This window comes from Vibrio sp. S/42/10, assembly GCF_029890535.1.
GTDB classification, from domain to species: Bacteria; Pseudomonadota; Gammaproteobacteria; order Enterobacterales; family Vibrionaceae; genus Vibrio; species Vibrio cyclitrophicus.
On the sequence record NZ_JAKMZC010000005.1, the window covers coordinates 173,842 to 189,301 of the forward strand.

Genomic DNA, 15,460 nt, shown 5'->3' on the forward strand with positions numbered 1-15,460 from the left:
ACATAGTAAATCAACGTTCCTTAAGAATAACTAAACCGACACTACTGCTGCTTTTTGACAGACAAAATCAGTTTGATTAACAACATTCTTTCTTCACTGCTTAACAAGCGACTCGCCGCGGCTACGTCTGCCTCTGTCGGTTGAGATGCCCCAACAACATCAAGAACGACATCCAAATCCGTTACTTTCAAGGTTCTCATAATCGAACGATATTGAGACATTTTGATATCCGCTTCACCGCGCTCGATACGTTGGTACGTTTTTAAACTCATTCCAGAACTGAAAGCTAATTTTTCTTGCGATAAATTAGCTTGTTTTCTACGTTCAATCAGCGCTATCACGATAGGTTCTTGAGACATTATCTATTCCTAAATGGACAGTTATGACCTAATTTCAGCAAGAAACAGACCATATTGACGAACAACAGTTTACATAAGCTATCAAAGGCATATTATTCGCCTTATAAAAAGCGTTATGTTTCATAAACCTTCACACATTAACCGTGATGAACGAGCAGTCTAAAAACTTGAATATTCGAGTATTGGGAAGTAGTTAAAATTGCAAATTGCGAATAAAAAAAATGTCGAATGGGAAATTGCGAGTCAATATGAATTGGCTTTTTCTTGTATCAAACAGGCTTTAAAATCAAAGTATGCGCTAAGTGAGATCAGAGCAATACAACATAGGCTTCTAACTTATAAAGAAGTATTACTTCACCAGAGTATGCTAGATGACAAGGAAATGAAGCAAGCTTTTGAAGCACTCAATTCAACAGAGAAACAGATAGTAAAGAGTGGTATCAAGACAATTAACGATACTGTTAAAGAGATCGATGAGATCATTGAGAAATACGGCAGGAAATCGACCCTAGAATTGAACTAACAGAGAAGGTTTGAGCTACCATCTGGGGATGGTGCATAGTCGACAGAAAAAGCGAACAACAGGTAAGTCGACGATATCCAGAGACATCATGTCGACTTACACATTACATTAAGTTCTGCGTGATAGAGTAGATTTCAAGCCTGCAAGCAACATCAGCATGCCGAGCAATCCAAATGAAACACTACCACCGCTGCTTGAACCAGATGAACTAGTGCCAGCGTAAGCTATTCGTTTAGCTTCCGTCGCAGAAAGCTGAACAGTTTCTGCGCTATCGATTACTCCATTAGTCACATTTGTTATCCAATCTTTATAGTCATATATCTCTGTAAATACTGACGTAACACCAATTCCCGCACCACAAGTAGTCGGTCCAAAGCTTGTGATGCCTACTTGTTCATAAGTAGAGCCATTTTTCCAAAATACCGGGCCACCCGAATCTCCTTGGCAAGTGCCTCCGTACAACTTATTATCAGGCCCATCACCATTAAAGCAAATTTGTTTGTCAGTAACGAAAGAACCGAACACTGCTATGCAGTTAGGTGTATCAACGTATGTAAGGTCAACTTGCTGTAGCAATGTTGTTCCTTCAACATCAGATTCTATGTCGCCATGGCCAACAGCAACGAAATCATAAGCAGAATCAAGATATGTATCAAATGGAGGGATAACAGTTTCAGAAGAAGATTGCAGGTTGAGAGAAGCTTCTAATTTCAAAATCGCAATATCATTTCTTAAAAGTTGATTAATACTATTTGAATAGTCAGTTCGGTAATAAACTTCTGATACCCGTACTTTCTGAATACCGCCGTTAGGAAATAAAGAAGTGTCTTCTAATTGAGGGATAACCACCGTAAATAACTGCGAGTTGTCGTCACCATAGATACAGTGTGCAGCAGTCAATACATGATAGTTATCTAAAATTGTTGCTCCACAGTAAGGCCCTGTTGAGTAGACACCATCATAATCAATACGGTCAATGAACAAACTCGCCATTGAAGGGAAATCAGTTACTGATGCATTACTGCCATTCACAATATAAGGTGTTACACCTGCATCAGGAGTAATTTCGAACGCACTTTCCGTTGCCATTACACTGGATGTGTAAATCAATGGTACTAAAAGTCCTAAAACAGCCTTACGAACCGGGCTCATTGTATGGTTCACATTCATAGTTAACTCCTTGTAACCCCTACTACTTATACACAAAAATGATGAGTCGCCACCATAACACGCCATAACCATCAGTATAGTAAGTATTTATAACGAAATGGTCACACATCTCACTATTTAAGCTGATTTTCGAACCAAGCTGAGTGGATTAGATACGCTCCAAATAACAAAAAAGCCCATTGTCTTATTTCTCCATCCAGAGAAAACACAATAGGCTTTTTGTTAATGTGGAATAATTCTCTCAGAAGAGATTAGCCACGATAATAACGCTGAGGTACAAACGGCATTTTTTCTACTGTCATTGGTAGCTTCTTACCACGAACGGAGGGATAACAGTTTCAGAAGAAGATTGCAGGTTGAGAGAAGCTTCTAATTTCAAAATCGCAATATCATTTCTTAAAAGTTGATTAATACTATTTGAATAGTCAGTTCGGTAATAAACTTCTGATACCCGTACTTTCTGAATACCGCCGTTAGGAAATAAAGAAGTGTCTTCTAATTGAGGGATAACCACCGTAAATAACTGCGAGTTGTCGTCACCATAGATACAGTGTGCAGCAGTCAATACATGATAGTTATCTAAAATTGTTGCTCCACAGTAAGGCCCTGTTGAGTAGACACCATCATAATCAATACGGTCAATGAACAAACTCGCCATTGAAGGGAAATCAGTTACTGATGCATTACTGCCATTCACAATATAAGGTGTTACACCTGCATCAGGAGTAATTTCGAACGCACTTTCCGTTGCCATTACACTGGATGTGTAAATCAATGGTACTAAAAGTCCTAAAACAGCCTTACGAACCGGGCTCATTGTATGGTTCACATTCATAGTTAACTCCTTGTAACCCCTACTACTTATACACAAAAATGATGAGTCGCCACCATAACACGCCATAACCATCAGTATAGTAAGTATTTATAACGAAATGGTCACACATCTCACTATTTAAGCTGATTTTCGAACCAAGCTGAGTGGATTAGATACGCTCCAAATAACAAAAAAGCCCATTGTCTTATTTCTCCATCCAGAGAAAACACAATAGGCTTTTTGTTAATGTGGAATAATTCTCTCAGAAGAGATTAGCCACGATAATAACGCTGAGGTACAAACGGCATTTTTTCTACTGTCATTGGTAGCTTCTTACCACGAACTTCAGCGAATACTTCAGTACCGATAACTGCTAGGTCAGTGCGAACGTAAGCCATAGAAACTGGCTTACCAGCGTTAGGACCCGCAGTACCACTTGTTACTACGCCAATCTTGTTGTCTTCAGCATCAAACAACTCAGCGCCTTCACGTACTGGCGCTTTAGTCTGACCAACAAGACCAACACGCTTACGTTGTACGTCTTTCGTTGCGATTTGCTCAAGGATGATATCAGCGCCAGGGAAACCGCCAGCACGTTCACCGTCAGTACGACGCACTTTTTGGATACCCCATAGAAGGCTAGCTTCTACTGGTGTTGTCGTTGTATCTAGATCGTGACCATATAGGCAAAGACCACACTCAAGACGAAGTGAATCACGAGCACCAAGGCCGATCCACTCAACTTCAGCTTCTGAAGTCAGCTTACGCGCTAACGCTTCTGCGTGATCGTTCGGTACAGAGATCTCGTAGCCATCTTCGCCCGTGTAACCACTACGGCTCACGATGCATTCAACGCCATCGATATCGACTTTTTGAACGTCCATAAAAAGCATATCTGCAACACTAGGTTGGAAACGAGCAAGAACTTCAGACGCTTTAGGGCCTTGAAGTGCTAATAAAGCGCGATCATCAATAACTTCAATTTCCACGTCAGCTGGAAGGTGCGCCGTTAGGTGGTCGATATCTTGTGTCTTGCATGCTGCGTTCACAACAACAAACAGGTGGTCACCTAGGTTTGCCACCATCAGGTCATCCATAATGCCGCCCTGCTCGTTAGTAAAGAACGCGTAGCGCTGCTTACCAGAAGGAAGGTCAATAATATCTACAGGAACCAAAGATTCTAAGACAGCAGCTGCGTTTTCACCATGAAGACGAAGTTGCCCCATGTGAGAAACATCAAAAAGACCGGCAGCATCACGAGTGTGTAAGTGCTCTTTCTTTACACCTAATGGATACTGAACTGGCATGTCATAGCCAGCGAAAGGAACCATTTTTGCGCCCTCTTCAACGTGAAGTGCATGCAGTGGTGTTTTTAGTAGGTCTTGATTTGCGTGTTCTTGAGTCATTTTATTCTCCATGAAGCGTTGCAGGCTTTCCTAAATCGAATCTGCCGCTTATATCTCTATTTAGAGTCGCCCTAACGATAGTGATTACCGTTAGAAACAGTAGATAGTAAAAAGTGATGTCTTTTATATAGGTTTATAAAGCTAGCGTTATAAAAACAGACAGCAGTACAAAAACTCTACAACTCACTTTCTAAGAATTCACTTCAGTAAACTTCAATCAACATGAGTAAACCGTGTTCACTATAATAAACAAGGCTGAGTCAGTTTTACACCCTTAACAAGATTAAAACAGCTCAAAATGTGACATTTAACAATTTAAAAACAATTATTCGATGCATACAAAAACGCGATATTGATGATTTTCACATCAATATCGCGTCATTTGGCAAACGTTAGAAACAAAAGCAAACGTTTGCATCCACTATAAGAAATTCGACTTTTGTTAATTTATTTTGCTGTCACCCACAAAATGAGCGCGTCTTCTGCGCTAGTCGAGATAAGCATGTGACCCATATTGGCATCGTAATACATGCTATCACCTTCACTCATAGGCACCGGTTCGTAGAATTCTGAGTAGAACATCACATCGCCGGAGATAATCATTAAGAACTCTTCACCGTCGTGACGAACCCAATCATTGTACTCTTCAAAAGTACGAGCTCTCACGCGGCTCTTAAATGGCATCATCTTCTTATTAGACAGCTCTGTTGCAAGCAGTTCATGCTCGTATGTTGGGGTTGGATGAGGTTTACCCTGACCGACTTTAGTTAAATCTCGCCGACCTGTTGCAACTTTTTTTCTAGGTGGTTCAAATAGTTGCGGCATATCTATTTGCAAACCCATCGCTAATTTTTGCATAGCTTGAAAGGTTGGCGAAATTTGTTCGTTCTCGATTTTACTGAGCGTAGAACGAGCTAAGCCAGTACGCTGACTCGCCTCTTCTAGCGTAATCCCAAGCTTGCTGCGAATATCTTTAATACGCTGACCGAGCCTAAGTGGTTCAATATTCTGGTCTAACGTTTCTTTCGCCAACGTTAAAGATGGGTACTCATCATAAATGTCTTCTGACATAGGTCCCTCATTAATTTCTTACTTCCTGTCTATTAAACTCATTGTTGCATGAAGCGCTTTGTTGATTAAAGAGCGCACACAGAAATAAAGCGTGCTCCCCGTAGCAAAACCAGAAAAGTTGTTTCCTATTGGAAATTTTTGTTGAAAATTGAATTTAACGGAGCTATGTTATCGACTTGTTAGATGAAGAGATGCTACTTCAGCTTGCTGCAAATGATAAATTTAACATTTGTAAGAGCTGTTTTTACCCGAACTTTTTTGGGAAACAATTCGTGCTGCATTGACCCTACAACGATCGCTTAGACGCTGTAAGAGTATATTTATAACGCTATTCACGTTTATTTATACCTATATAGCGCAAACGATACCGATGCAGAAATCAACGTAAGACCTAATGGACTATAAAAACAATCACCATTAGCTTAATGAAAGGTCTCGACAATGAACGCTTACCAAAACCATAGCTTAGACAGTTTTTTCTCTACAAACCTATCTGGTACTGACGATGCTGTATTTGCTGGAATCCAAGCAGAGAACACTCGTCAAAACGAACAAATCGAACTTATTGCTTCTGAGAACATCGTTTCTAAAGCAGTAATGCAAGCTCAAGGCACTTGCCTAACCAATAAATACGCGGAAGGTTATCCAGGCCGTCGTTACTACGGTGGTTGTGAGCACGTAGATACCGTTGAATCTATTGCGATTGAACGCGCTAAACAGCTGTTCAAATGTGAATACGTAAACGTGCAGCCTCACTCTGGCGCTCAAGCAAACGGAGCAGTTAAACTTGCGCTACTTCAACCTGGCGACACTATCCTAGGTATGTCTCTAGACGCTGGTGGTCACCTTACACACGGTGCACGTCCTGCAATGTCGGGCAAGTGGTTCAACGCAGTACAATACGGTGTAGACCGCGATACTCTAGAAATCGATTATGAAGCGGTACGCGCTTTAGCTATCGAAAGCCAACCTAAAATGATTATTGCTGGTGGTAGTGCTATCCCACGCGTTATTGATTTTGCCAAGTTCCGTGAAATCGCTGACGAAGTTGGCGCAATCCTAATGGTAGATATGGCACACATCGCGGGCCTCATCGCAACAGGTGCTCACCCTAGCCCACTACCACACGCACACGTTGTTACTACAACAACTCACAAAACACTTCGTGGCCCACGCGGCGGTATGATTCTTACTAACCACGAAGACATCAACAAAAAGATCAACTCTGCAGTGTTCCCTGGCCTTCAAGGCGGCCCACTAATGCACGTTATCGCGGCTAAAGCTGTGGCGTTTGGCGAAGCTCTTGGCCCAGAATTTAATACTTATATTGATTCAGTGATCGACAACGCAAAAGTTCTCGCTGAAGTGTTGCAAACTCGCGGTTGTGACATTGTGACTGGCGGTACAGACACGCACCTGATGTTGGTTGACCTTCGCCCTAAGGGCTTGAAAGGTAACGTAACTGAAGAAGCATTAGAACGTGCAGGGATCACATGTAACAAAAATGGCATACCATTCGATACAGAGAAGCCTATGATTACTTCTGGTATCCGTTTAGGTACGCCAGCTGGAACCAGTCGTGGTTTTGGCACTGAAGAATTCAAACTTATCGGTGAATGGATCGGTGATGTACTTGATGGCTTAGTTGAGAGCCCTGAAGGCAACGCTGAAGTTGAGCAACGTGTTCGCAAACAAGTTAAAGAGCTTTGCAAGCGCTTCCCTCTTTACCGTTAAACCGTTTTTAAGATTTAAATTAAAACCTCATAAATTTTTGGAGAATAAGCAATGGACAATACACTAAAGTTTGCAGACAGCCACGAGTGGGTAAAAGACAACGGTGACGGTACTGTGACTATCGGTATTTCTGAGCACGCTCAAGAAATGCTAGGTGACGTTGTGTTTGTTGACCTGCCTGACACTGGAGACGAAATAGAAGCTGGTGAAAGCTTCTCTCTCGTTGAATCAGTGAAAGCAGCTTCTGATATCTACGCACCAATCTCTGGCGAAATCGTAGAAATCAACGAAGAATTAGAAGATAGCCCTGAGTTAATTAACGAAGAATCTTATGAAGGTGGCTGGATTGTTAAAGTGAAGATGTCTGATGCGTCTGAACTAAACAACCTTAAAGATGCGGAAGAATACCTAAGCTCTATCGAAGAAGATTAATAGGTAACCTCATTACGATAAAGCTGCTCTTGTGAGCAGCTTAATTTTAGGGGCTAGCTCACGGCTCCAGAGAGAAAGTAGAACATATCATGACTGAATTACTTCAAAGCCAATTACTGAAAGACCTGGGTACTCAAAACGAGTTTGTTGCTCGTCATAACGGCCCTAATAAAGCAGACCAGCAAAAAATGCTTGAAGCGATCAACGCGACTAGCTTAGACGCACTGATCGATGAAACGGTTCCTGCACAAATCCGTCTTGAAAAACCAATGACACTTGCTGCGCCACTGAGCGAAATGGACATGCTGACCTCTCTTAAGGAGATCGCGAACCTAAACCAAGTAAAACGTACTTTCATTGGCCAAGGCTACTACAACACATTCACTCCAAACGTTATTCTGCGTAACGTTTTAGAGAACCCAGGCTGGTACACAGCTTACACACCATACCAACCAGAGATTTCTCAAGGTCGTCTTGAAGCTCTACTAAATTACCAACAAATGGTAATGGATCTAACAGGTATGGAAATCGCGAACGCATCCCTTCTTGATGAAGCGACAGCGGCTGGCGAAGCAATGACACTGTGTAAGCGTGCTGGCAAAAGCAAGAGCAAAGTATTCTTCGTTGCTGACGATGTTCACCCTCAAACACTAGAAGTTGTTAAAACTCGTGCTGAGTACATCGGTTTTGAAGTAATGGTTGGCGCTCTTGAAACACTTCCTGAGCAAGACGTATTTGGTGCGCTTCTTCAATACCCTAGTACAACGGGTGAAGTTCGCGACTTAACAGACATCATTGCGAAAGCTCAAGCTAACAAAACACTGGTAACAGTTGCTACTGACCTACTTGCTTCAGCTCTACTCAAGCCAGCTGGCGAAATGGGCGCAGACGTAGTCATCGGTTCAGCGCAACGTTTCGGCGTTCCTATGGGTTACGGCGGTCCACACGCTGCATTCATGGGTACTCGTGAAAAGCATAAGCGTACAATGCCAGGTCGTGTAATCGGTGTATCTATCGATACTCACGGTAACCAAGCACTACGTATGGCAATGCAAACTCGTGAGCAACACATCCGCCGCGAGAAAGCGACATCGAACATCTGTACAGCTCAAGCACTTCTAGCAAACATGGCGTCTTTCTACGCGGTTTACCACGGTGCAGAAGGCCTACGCACTATTGCTCGTCGTACACACCACATGACAGCTATCCTAGCGGCTGGCCTGACTAAAGCGGGTTACGAGCTAACAAACAACAGCTTCTTCGATACCATCACAATCAACTCTGAAGAAAAGACAGATGCACTGTATGCGAAAGCACAAGCAGCAGACATCAACCTTCGCCTTCTCAAGGGTAAAATCGGTATCAGCTTAGATGAAACTACAACGATCGACGACGTGAACTCACTGTTTGCAATCTTCGACGTGAAAGAAGACGTTCAAGCACTATCTTCTGACATTGCATCAAACGAGTTTGCAGCAATTCCAGAAAACTGCCGTCGTGAATCAGAGTTCCTAACTCACCCAGTATTCAATACGCACCACAGCGAAACGCAAATGATGCGTTACCTAAAACAGCTTGAGAACAAAGACTTCTCACTAACGCACGGCATGATCCCACTGGGCAGCTGTACGATGAAGCTGAACGCTGCTGCTGAGATGATTCCAGTAACATGGCCTGAGTTTGGTTCAATTCACCCATTCGCACCTCTAGAGCAAGCAGCTGGTTACACAGCGCTAGCGAAAGATCTTAAAGAGAAGCTATGTGAAATCACTGGTTACGACGATTTCTCACTACAGCCTAACTCTGGTGCATCTGGCGAATACGCAGGTCTAATCGCAATTCAACGTTACCACGCAAGCCGCGGTGAAGCTCACCGTAACGTTTGTCTGATTCCAAGCTCTGCGCACGGTACTAACCCTGCAACAGCATCAATGGTTTCAATGAAAGTAGTGGTTGTTAAGTGTGATGAAGATGGCAACATCGACATGACAGACCTAGCAGCGAAAATCGAGAAGCACAAAGACAACCTATCAAGCATCATGATCACTTACCCTTCTACGCACGGCGTATACGAAGAGCAAGTGAAAGAAGTGTGTGAACAAGTACACGCAGCGGGCGGTCAGGTTTACCTAGACGGCGCGAACATGAACGCTCAAGTAGGCTTAACTTCACCTGGCTTCATCGGTTCAGACGTATCTCACTTGAACCTGCACAAAACATTCTGTATCCCACACGGTGGTGGCGGTCCGGGTATGGGTCCTATCGGCGTTAAATCGCACCTAGCACCTTTCCTACCAGGTCATATCGAAAACGGTGTACAAGGTTCTGACTACGCGGTATCAGCAGCAGATTTAGGTAGTGCTTCAATCCTACCTATCTCTTGGGCTTACATCGCAATGATGGGCGAACCTGGCCTAACAGACGCGACTAAAGTTGCGATCCTGAACGCGAACTACGTGATGGAAAAACTACGTCCTCACTACCCTGTTCTTTACCGTGGCACTAACGGCCGCGTAGCACACGAATGTATTATCGATATTCGTCCGCTTAAAGAAGACACAGGTATCAGCGAAGAAGATATTGCTAAGCGTCTAATGGACTTCGGTTTCCACGCTCCTACGATGTCTTTCCCAGTAGCGGGCACACTAATGGTAGAGCCAACTGAATCAGAAGATTTAGAAGAGCTAGACCGTTTCTGTGAAGCGATGATCGCAATCCGTCACGAAATGGCAGCTGTGAAAGCGGGTGAATGGCCACTAGACAACAACCCTCTAGTGAACGCACCGCACACACAAGTTGACCTTTCAGGCGCAGAATGGGATCGCCCTTACTCTCGCGAACTGGCTTGCTTCCCATCGAAAGCAACTAAGAACTCGAAGTACTGGCCAACAGTTAACCGTGTAGACAACGTATACGGCGACCGTAACCTAATCTGTTCTTGCCCAAGCATCGATAACTACGAAGACTAATTCGTAGCGGAGCTAAGCAGCGAAACATAACAAAGGCGAACCAAACGGTTCGCCTTTTTGTTTTCCGAAATTCAAGGTAAACAAATGCATTGACCTTACCGTAAGGGAAAGGTTTAAGGTTGATCTAAACCAACATTGAATTAGGAAATGATTATGGGATGTTGTAACAAAGCGCCAAAAGGTGGAGCCCCTCTTGGCCTGCTTCTAAAAGTCACGCTTGGGATTGGGTTATTTGTGTTTCTGCTGGCGTTGTGGCAATAAATTTGATCTGAGCCCTTAAGGACGCTTTCGACAGTGCCTTAGAGAAAACCAAAAACAGAACTAGTATGTAATATTTGTGTCCCCTATCTTTAACCGGGTCTCCAAAATATAATCATGTTTCATTCTTCAACTCCAATTAAACAATGCTCTCCATGTTGAGGAAGAGGATGAATTCCATCAAGTCACTTTAAGTCGCATGCGGATAATGAGGGTTCAACCTGCGAATAACAGCACTGCATACACAGAATTTCAGGCTGCGCACAGATAGCAAAAATGATTATCTGATCACTTGTTGTGCATGGTGAAAAAGGTTTTTGTTCCCATGCAAAAGAACCAGTACAAAAAAAGCAACCCGTGCCGGTTTGCCGCATTTCTCGCAAAACCCACGTAATTTTCGAAAGGTCTCTTTCAGAACGAATAAATCTTCTTTTCTTTCCCCTTGTTTATTATCGTGAAGGGCAAACTCTTCAAATTCACGCAATGGAGTTGGAAGGTATTGATAGAGACCTTTTCTTTTGTATTCAAAGTCGGGGTAGAAGACAACCAATCGCGCTTGTGACGTAGTAAATGACTTGCGATATTCCGATAATAAATGTTCTCGACATAAGGTCTGTCTTTGATATCCATACCATGAAAACCAAAGAAATTTTTTAGGCACTTTGACACAAAAATCAGTAACACTTTTTCTCGGTACTTAAGACAAGTCATAGACACATCCTCCAATAATTTCCGTAGGGTCGCTTTTACACAATCAAACAGAATAGGAAAACTATGCTGTTTAAGTGGAGACCTAAGTATCATAAAAACCGGGTCATTGCAGACTCTAATTGTGGCGATATATTAAGGCACTCACTGAAAGCCTGTTAATGCGGCGGGACACACTAGTTATCATCTAACGAATAAGGCACGGCAGTCCAAACCCATCAACATAAGTTTAGCGGTTGTTTGACAACCGGGGGAATCCATGTCGCCATTTTAAGGGGTGAATAACGTAATACCGAAGCCACCGAATACCACCTTAAACGCTTAAATCAACGCACAGTAAAAATGCCACGCTTTGGCTGTATGCTTAAATTGCTTGTAAGCATAAGTGAAGCATAAAAAACCACGGTGTTTAGCGCATCACTTCAAGCTTCAGGATTACATTATCTATATGTGATACCCTCACCCTTAACCCTTTTCTTATAGGCCCGCCATGCGACTTAGTCTTATTAAAACCAGGGGAGATACTAAAATCTGAATAATTAAATTTAACGCCCTCAACAGTAAAACTTTCCTGTTGATGCCCTCCATAAGGCATCGGGTTAAAGTTCTCAACACTTCCTTCAACAACATCATATTCACCCTGACCGTAATCAGATAAAAGGGAATATAATTGAATTATTAAGCTACCCCCACTTAAAGCAGTCCAAAGCACTGAAAAAATAAGGAGTATTTTGAAAACCATACCTATGCTTTGTTCAGTCGCAGGCTTACCAACAACTTGTACATCCCAACTGGATAATTTCTTTCTATTTTTATAACCTTCAGCTGAAATATATATAAACAACAAACCGGGAAGAGCGAAACAAAGTGACCACAACCCTTCAAACTTTATATTATAAACAACTTCGTACATTACGACCTCAATTGAATGCTAACACCTTGGTTAATCCATTTTGCCATAAACTCAAAATCGGCTTGAATTGAAAGTGCCAAATGTTGTGAATCAAACTTAACCTTCTTGTTATACAAATGGTTAATTGTGCTCTGCCGTTTCTTTGAAGAGTAGTTTCAGAGGTTTAACCAAAGAGTAAATCCACAAGCCAAATGCTACAAAGAAACACATAAATAATGTTAGAAACAAACTAAATATTGGCCACATTGCCAAGGCTAGTAGCAGACCGGAAAAACCCGTTACTGGTGTGCCTTCCCACTTTACCGTCTCCGCACCAAATATGGATGCGACGCCACACATTAAAAAGAAAACAAAGAAGCTTAGACTAAAGCCGATAAAGAGCATTTTGAAAAGAGACCTTTTCGAGATTTTCTTAACTGTAATTTCCATTTGCATCCCAGTTTTCGTATAACACCTTTCAAATAAAAAAGCTCTACACTTAGTTACAAAATTTTTCTATCTAGTTTTTTATGCCATCAATTGTACTAGCCTTTGTCTTTCCATAACAATCACTTATACCGTCATCCTAGTGATAAGCGTGGCAAATATTGAATTTACCTGCCTAGTATGAATCCCAATAAATCATGAAGTTACTCGAGTTAAACCTCTGTTGTAACCATCAGAACCCACCCATACAACTGAGCAAGTAAAACTCTATAAATCCAATGCTTGACCCTATACGGTAAGGTGTTTATATTGTCGCCCGCCCAACGGGGCACATCCTAAAATGCACACCGGCCATCCTGCCATCATTCGTGTATTTATATTGGTGTTGTGAACTTCCATGCTAACGAAATTTCGTCCTTTTACTCGTGAATCGGGTGCGCTTATGCATCTTTCGATTCCAATCATTTTGACTCAAATAGCTACCCAAGCGATGGGATTTGTCGATACGACAATGGCTGGCCAAGTAAGCCCTGCCGATCTCGCCGCTATTGCACTTGGCACCAGCCTTTGGATCCCAGTGTTACTTCTTCTACGTGGGGTGATTATGGCGTTAACACCCGTTGTCGCTTACCACCGCGGCGCACGTGACTTTCAAAGTATCTCTGTTGAATTCTTCCAGATGGTTTGGTTGGCATTAATTGCTAGCGTATTACTTATCGCTTATTTGGTGAGTGCGAAACCGATCTTAGAATGGATTGGAGTCGCCGCTGAGATCATTCCTATCGGCAGCGATTATGCGTTTGCCCTAGCCTTTGGTGTTCCGGGTATTGCCCTGTTCTACACTTTGAACGGCTTCTGTGAGGGTATGAACAACACCAAAGTACCAATGATCATTTCGGTGGTTGGTTTGTTGGTGAATATTCCGGTCAACTACGTACTTATTTACGGTAAGTTCGGCTTCCCTGAAATGGGCGCTGTGGGTTGTGGCTGGGCAACAAGTTTGGTGTATTGGTTAATGTCGGGAATGCTGTATTCCTACATTAAAGGTCATCACCACTACAAAACCATCATCAACTTTTCAGATGCAAAACCAAAAGCTAAAGAAATGCTTCACCTTCTAAGATTAGGTTTACCTATCGGGATGAACATCGCGGTATGTGGCAGTATCTTTGCGGTAATCGCTCTGATGATTGGTCGTATTGGTGCAGAGAACGTGGCAGCAGCACAAATTGCTCTGAATATATCGAGCCTGACTTACGTGATTCCAATGAGTATCTCATTTGGCATTACAATTCGTGTTGGGCATGCACTAGGCGAGAAAGATGAACTAGGCGCAATTGAACGCAGCAAAGTCGGTATCTTAGTTGCAGCATTAATCTCACTTCTTTCAGTAGCGATGTTCTTACTGTTCCCTGAGTGGATCATTAGGCTTTACACAACCGACCCTACAATAAGCGCGACAGCAGCAGTATTGTTGACCTTTACGGCGATGTACCAGTTTAGTGATGCATTGCAAACGTCTGCTAACGGCGCACTACGTGGCTATAAAGACACTAAGATCCCGATGATCTTAGCTATCGCTTCATACTGGGGCTTAGCACTACCACTGGGCATGGTGTTGGGCTTAACAGACCACATTGTTCCTGCAATGGGTGAAGAAGGCTTTTGGATTGGTATCCTAACGGGATTGAGCGTTTCAGCGACGCTGATGTTAATTCGCTTGCGATACGTGATTAAGAAGCGTGACTTGCCGCCAGCAGATGCAGCAATAGCAAACTAAGATAGACCATTAAGCTAATACAAAAAAGCGCGTTATTGCTACTCGGCAATAACGCGCTTTTTTATTGAATTTCTATAAGTCAGTTAATGTATTTGGGTTAACATTCGTCATTCACTACACGAACGGTGCATTCACAACCACCAGCAGGACATTCATTTCCGGTTACTCGCCCACCAAAAGAATCGTAAAGAACATAACAACCTTGGCGCGTTTCTAGATCCGCGTCAGTTATGTTCGTACTATCTAATTCAGCTTGGGTAAAATCGTAGTCATACCCGACCACAGTGTGTCGATTACCAAAATCAGAAGTTAAGCTGTCATCATCTGACAAAGTCATAAAGTCGATCATCGTCAATTTGTCGCCCGACTCTCCCCGGCTCTCTGGGCAAAGCGTTCCCCAATCAACCTCAACGCTACCGATACCAAAATCGATTACATAGTTACTCTGATCACCTGGATTTGATGCGTCAGGATCAAGCCCTGCGATAATAGCTTTAGAAGTCACCTGCGTGATCACGCCTTCCATCGCACCCGCAACACCTGCAAGTACTGCTTCTCTCGCTGACTCTTGAATATTGAGGAACCTCGGGGCTGTTGTAACGGCCAATACTCCAAGTATCACGATCACAATGATTAATTCCATTAAAGTAAATCCGTTTTTCTTCATAACACCCACATCAACTGACAACTACAGATACAATTACTGAATGAATTATCAATAACTATACATCGTGATGAGATGCGGGACACCTTATGTGTCGCGTCAGAGTTGTTGTTTAGTCGATTTTTAGACCTTGCGCATGAGAGGATGAAAATTAACGCCTTGTTGTCGCTGTCTTATTTGATCGCGTTGTTTTGAATGAGCTAAATTGTCACGATATTACACTGCAGGTACAT

Annotated in this window: 13 protein-coding genes and 1 pseudogene; 5 read left to right on the plus strand and 9 right to left on the minus strand. The window is 42.7% G+C overall.

From position 1 onward, the window contains the following. Positions 1 to 41 precede the first annotated feature (41 nt). The gene (locus tag L8S15_RS08090) at positions 42 to 359 is read right to left on the minus strand and encodes a helix-turn-helix transcriptional regulator (RefSeq protein WP_010429462.1); all 318 of its coding nucleotides are present in this window, start codon (positions 357 to 359) and stop codon (positions 42 to 44) included. Positions 360 to 558: 199 nt separating this feature from the next. On the opposite strand from L8S15_RS08090, the gene L8S15_RS08095 reads away from it, so the two are divergent. Then, positions 559 to 882: a hypothetical protein gene (locus tag L8S15_RS08095; RefSeq protein WP_016768715.1), complete on the plus strand. Its 324-nt coding sequence runs from the start codon at positions 559 to 561 to the stop codon at positions 880 to 882. A gap of 108 nt (positions 883 to 990) precedes the next feature. On the opposite strand, the gene L8S15_RS08100 is transcribed toward L8S15_RS08095, so the two are convergent. The 4 genes and pseudogenes from L8S15_RS08100 to L8S15_RS08115 form a co-directional block, all read right to left on the minus strand. Further along, the gene (locus L8S15_RS08100) at positions 991 to 2,052 is read right to left on the minus strand and encodes a trypsin-like serine protease (RefSeq protein WP_280572491.1); all 1,062 of its coding nucleotides are present in this window, start codon (positions 2,050 to 2,052) and stop codon (positions 991 to 993) included. 331 nt (positions 2,053 to 2,383) lie between these two features. Continuing rightward, positions 2,384 to 2,887: pseudogene (locus tag L8S15_RS08105) on the minus strand (trypsin-like serine protease); the annotation flags it as partial. A 251-nt stretch (positions 2,888 to 3,138) separates the two neighbouring features. After that, positions 3,139 to 4,284: a glycine cleavage system aminomethyltransferase GcvT gene (gene gcvT / locus L8S15_RS08110; RefSeq protein ID WP_345781716.1), complete on the minus strand. Its 1,146-nt coding sequence runs from the start codon at positions 4,282 to 4,284 to the stop codon at positions 3,139 to 3,141. Positions 4,285 to 4,719: 435 nt separating this feature from the next. Then, entirely contained in the window at positions 4,720 to 5,343 is a 624-nt protein-coding gene (locus L8S15_RS08115) for an XRE family transcriptional regulator (RefSeq protein ID WP_010429452.1), read from the minus strand. A 441-nt stretch (positions 5,344 to 5,784) separates the two neighbouring features. Between L8S15_RS08115 and L8S15_RS08120 the strand changes: the two genes are divergently transcribed. The 3 genes from L8S15_RS08120 (at position 5,785) to gcvP (ending at position 10,478) form a co-directional block, all read left to right on the plus strand. Continuing rightward, positions 5,785 to 7,077, plus strand: a complete 1,293-nt coding sequence (locus tag L8S15_RS08120) for a serine hydroxymethyltransferase (RefSeq protein ID WP_010429450.1) — start codon at positions 5,785 to 5,787, stop codon at positions 7,075 to 7,077. A 51-nt stretch (positions 7,078 to 7,128) separates the two neighbouring features. Then, positions 7,129 to 7,509 (plus strand): glycine cleavage system protein GcvH, encoded by a 381-nt coding sequence (gene gcvH, locus L8S15_RS08125; protein ID WP_004730871.1) that lies wholly within the window; start codon positions 7,129 to 7,131, stop codon positions 7,507 to 7,509. 89 nt (positions 7,510 to 7,598) lie between these two features. Next, a complete protein-coding gene (gcvP, locus tag L8S15_RS08130) occupies positions 7,599 to 10,478 on the plus strand; it encodes an aminomethyl-transferring glycine dehydrogenase (protein ID WP_016789847.1) in 2,880 nt (959 codons plus the stop codon). A 538-nt stretch (positions 10,479 to 11,016) separates the two neighbouring features. Here gcvP and L8S15_RS08135 read toward each other — a convergent pair. From L8S15_RS08135 to L8S15_RS08145, 3 genes are all read right to left on the minus strand, one after another. Beyond that, positions 11,017 to 11,397 carry a hypothetical protein gene (locus L8S15_RS08135; RefSeq protein ID WP_155244175.1) on the minus strand — a complete coding sequence of 127 codons (381 nt, stop codon included), beginning with the start codon at positions 11,395 to 11,397 and terminating at the stop codon, positions 11,017 to 11,019. A gap of 456 nt (positions 11,398 to 11,853) precedes the next feature. Continuing rightward, positions 11,854 to 12,357, minus strand: coding sequence for a hypothetical protein (locus L8S15_RS08140; RefSeq protein ID WP_016784208.1), 504 nt, complete (start codon positions 12,355 to 12,357; stop codon positions 11,854 to 11,856). A 120-nt stretch (positions 12,358 to 12,477) separates the two neighbouring features. Beyond that, entirely contained in the window at positions 12,478 to 12,792 is a 315-nt protein-coding gene (locus tag L8S15_RS08145; RefSeq protein WP_016784207.1) for a hypothetical protein, read from the minus strand. A 388-nt stretch (positions 12,793 to 13,180) separates the two neighbouring features. Here L8S15_RS08145 and L8S15_RS08150 point away from each other — a divergent pair, with 388 nt between their 5' ends. After that, the gene (locus L8S15_RS08150) at positions 13,181 to 14,563 is read left to right on the plus strand and encodes an MATE family efflux transporter (protein WP_016794780.1); all 1,383 of its coding nucleotides are present in this window, start codon (positions 13,181 to 13,183) and stop codon (positions 14,561 to 14,563) included. A 97-nt stretch (positions 14,564 to 14,660) separates the two neighbouring features. Here the strand turns inward: L8S15_RS08150 and L8S15_RS08155 are convergent, their stop codons facing one another. Further along, positions 14,661 to 15,206, minus strand: coding sequence for a type II secretion system protein (locus tag L8S15_RS08155; protein WP_280572502.1), 546 nt, complete (start codon positions 15,204 to 15,206; stop codon positions 14,661 to 14,663). Between the last annotated feature and the right edge of the window lie 254 nt (positions 15,207 to 15,460).

What these genes read in the sequence shown, in the direction of transcription:
- L8S15_RS08115 (WP_010429452.1), bottom strand. Translation starts at nt 5,343, where the DNA reads ATGTCAGAAGACATTTATGATGAGTACCCATCTTTAACGTTGGCGAAA.
- L8S15_RS08120 (WP_010429450.1), top strand. Translation starts at nt 5,785, where the DNA reads ATGAACGCTTACCAAAACCATAGCTTAGACAGTTTTTTCTCTACAAAC.
- L8S15_RS08155 (WP_280572502.1), bottom strand. Translation starts at nt 15,206, where the DNA reads ATGGAATTAATCATTGTGATCGTGATACTTGGAGTATTGGCCGTTACA.
- L8S15_RS08140 (WP_016784208.1), bottom strand. Translation starts at nt 12,357, where the DNA reads ATGTACGAAGTTGTTTATAATATAAAGTTTGAAGGGTTGTGGTCACTT.
- gcvT (WP_345781716.1), bottom strand. Translation starts at nt 4,284, where the DNA reads ATGGAGAATAAAATGACTCAAGAACACGCAAATCAAGACCTACTAAAA.
- L8S15_RS08145 (WP_016784207.1), bottom strand. Translation starts at nt 12,792, where the DNA reads ATGCAAATGGAAATTACAGTTAAGAAAATCTCGAAAAGGTCTCTTTTC.
- gcvP (WP_016789847.1), top strand. Translation starts at nt 7,599, where the DNA reads ATGACTGAATTACTTCAAAGCCAATTACTGAAAGACCTGGGTACTCAA.
- L8S15_RS08090 (WP_010429462.1), bottom strand. Translation starts at nt 359, where the DNA reads ATGTCTCAAGAACCTATCGTGATAGCGCTGATTGAACGTAGAAAACAA.
- L8S15_RS08150 (WP_016794780.1), top strand. Translation starts at nt 13,181, where the DNA reads ATGCTAACGAAATTTCGTCCTTTTACTCGTGAATCGGGTGCGCTTATG.
- gcvH (WP_004730871.1), top strand. Translation starts at nt 7,129, where the DNA reads ATGGACAATACACTAAAGTTTGCAGACAGCCACGAGTGGGTAAAAGAC.
- L8S15_RS08100 (WP_280572491.1), bottom strand. Translation starts at nt 2,052, where the DNA reads ATGAATGTGAACCATACAATGAGCCCGGTTCGTAAGGCTGTTTTAGGA.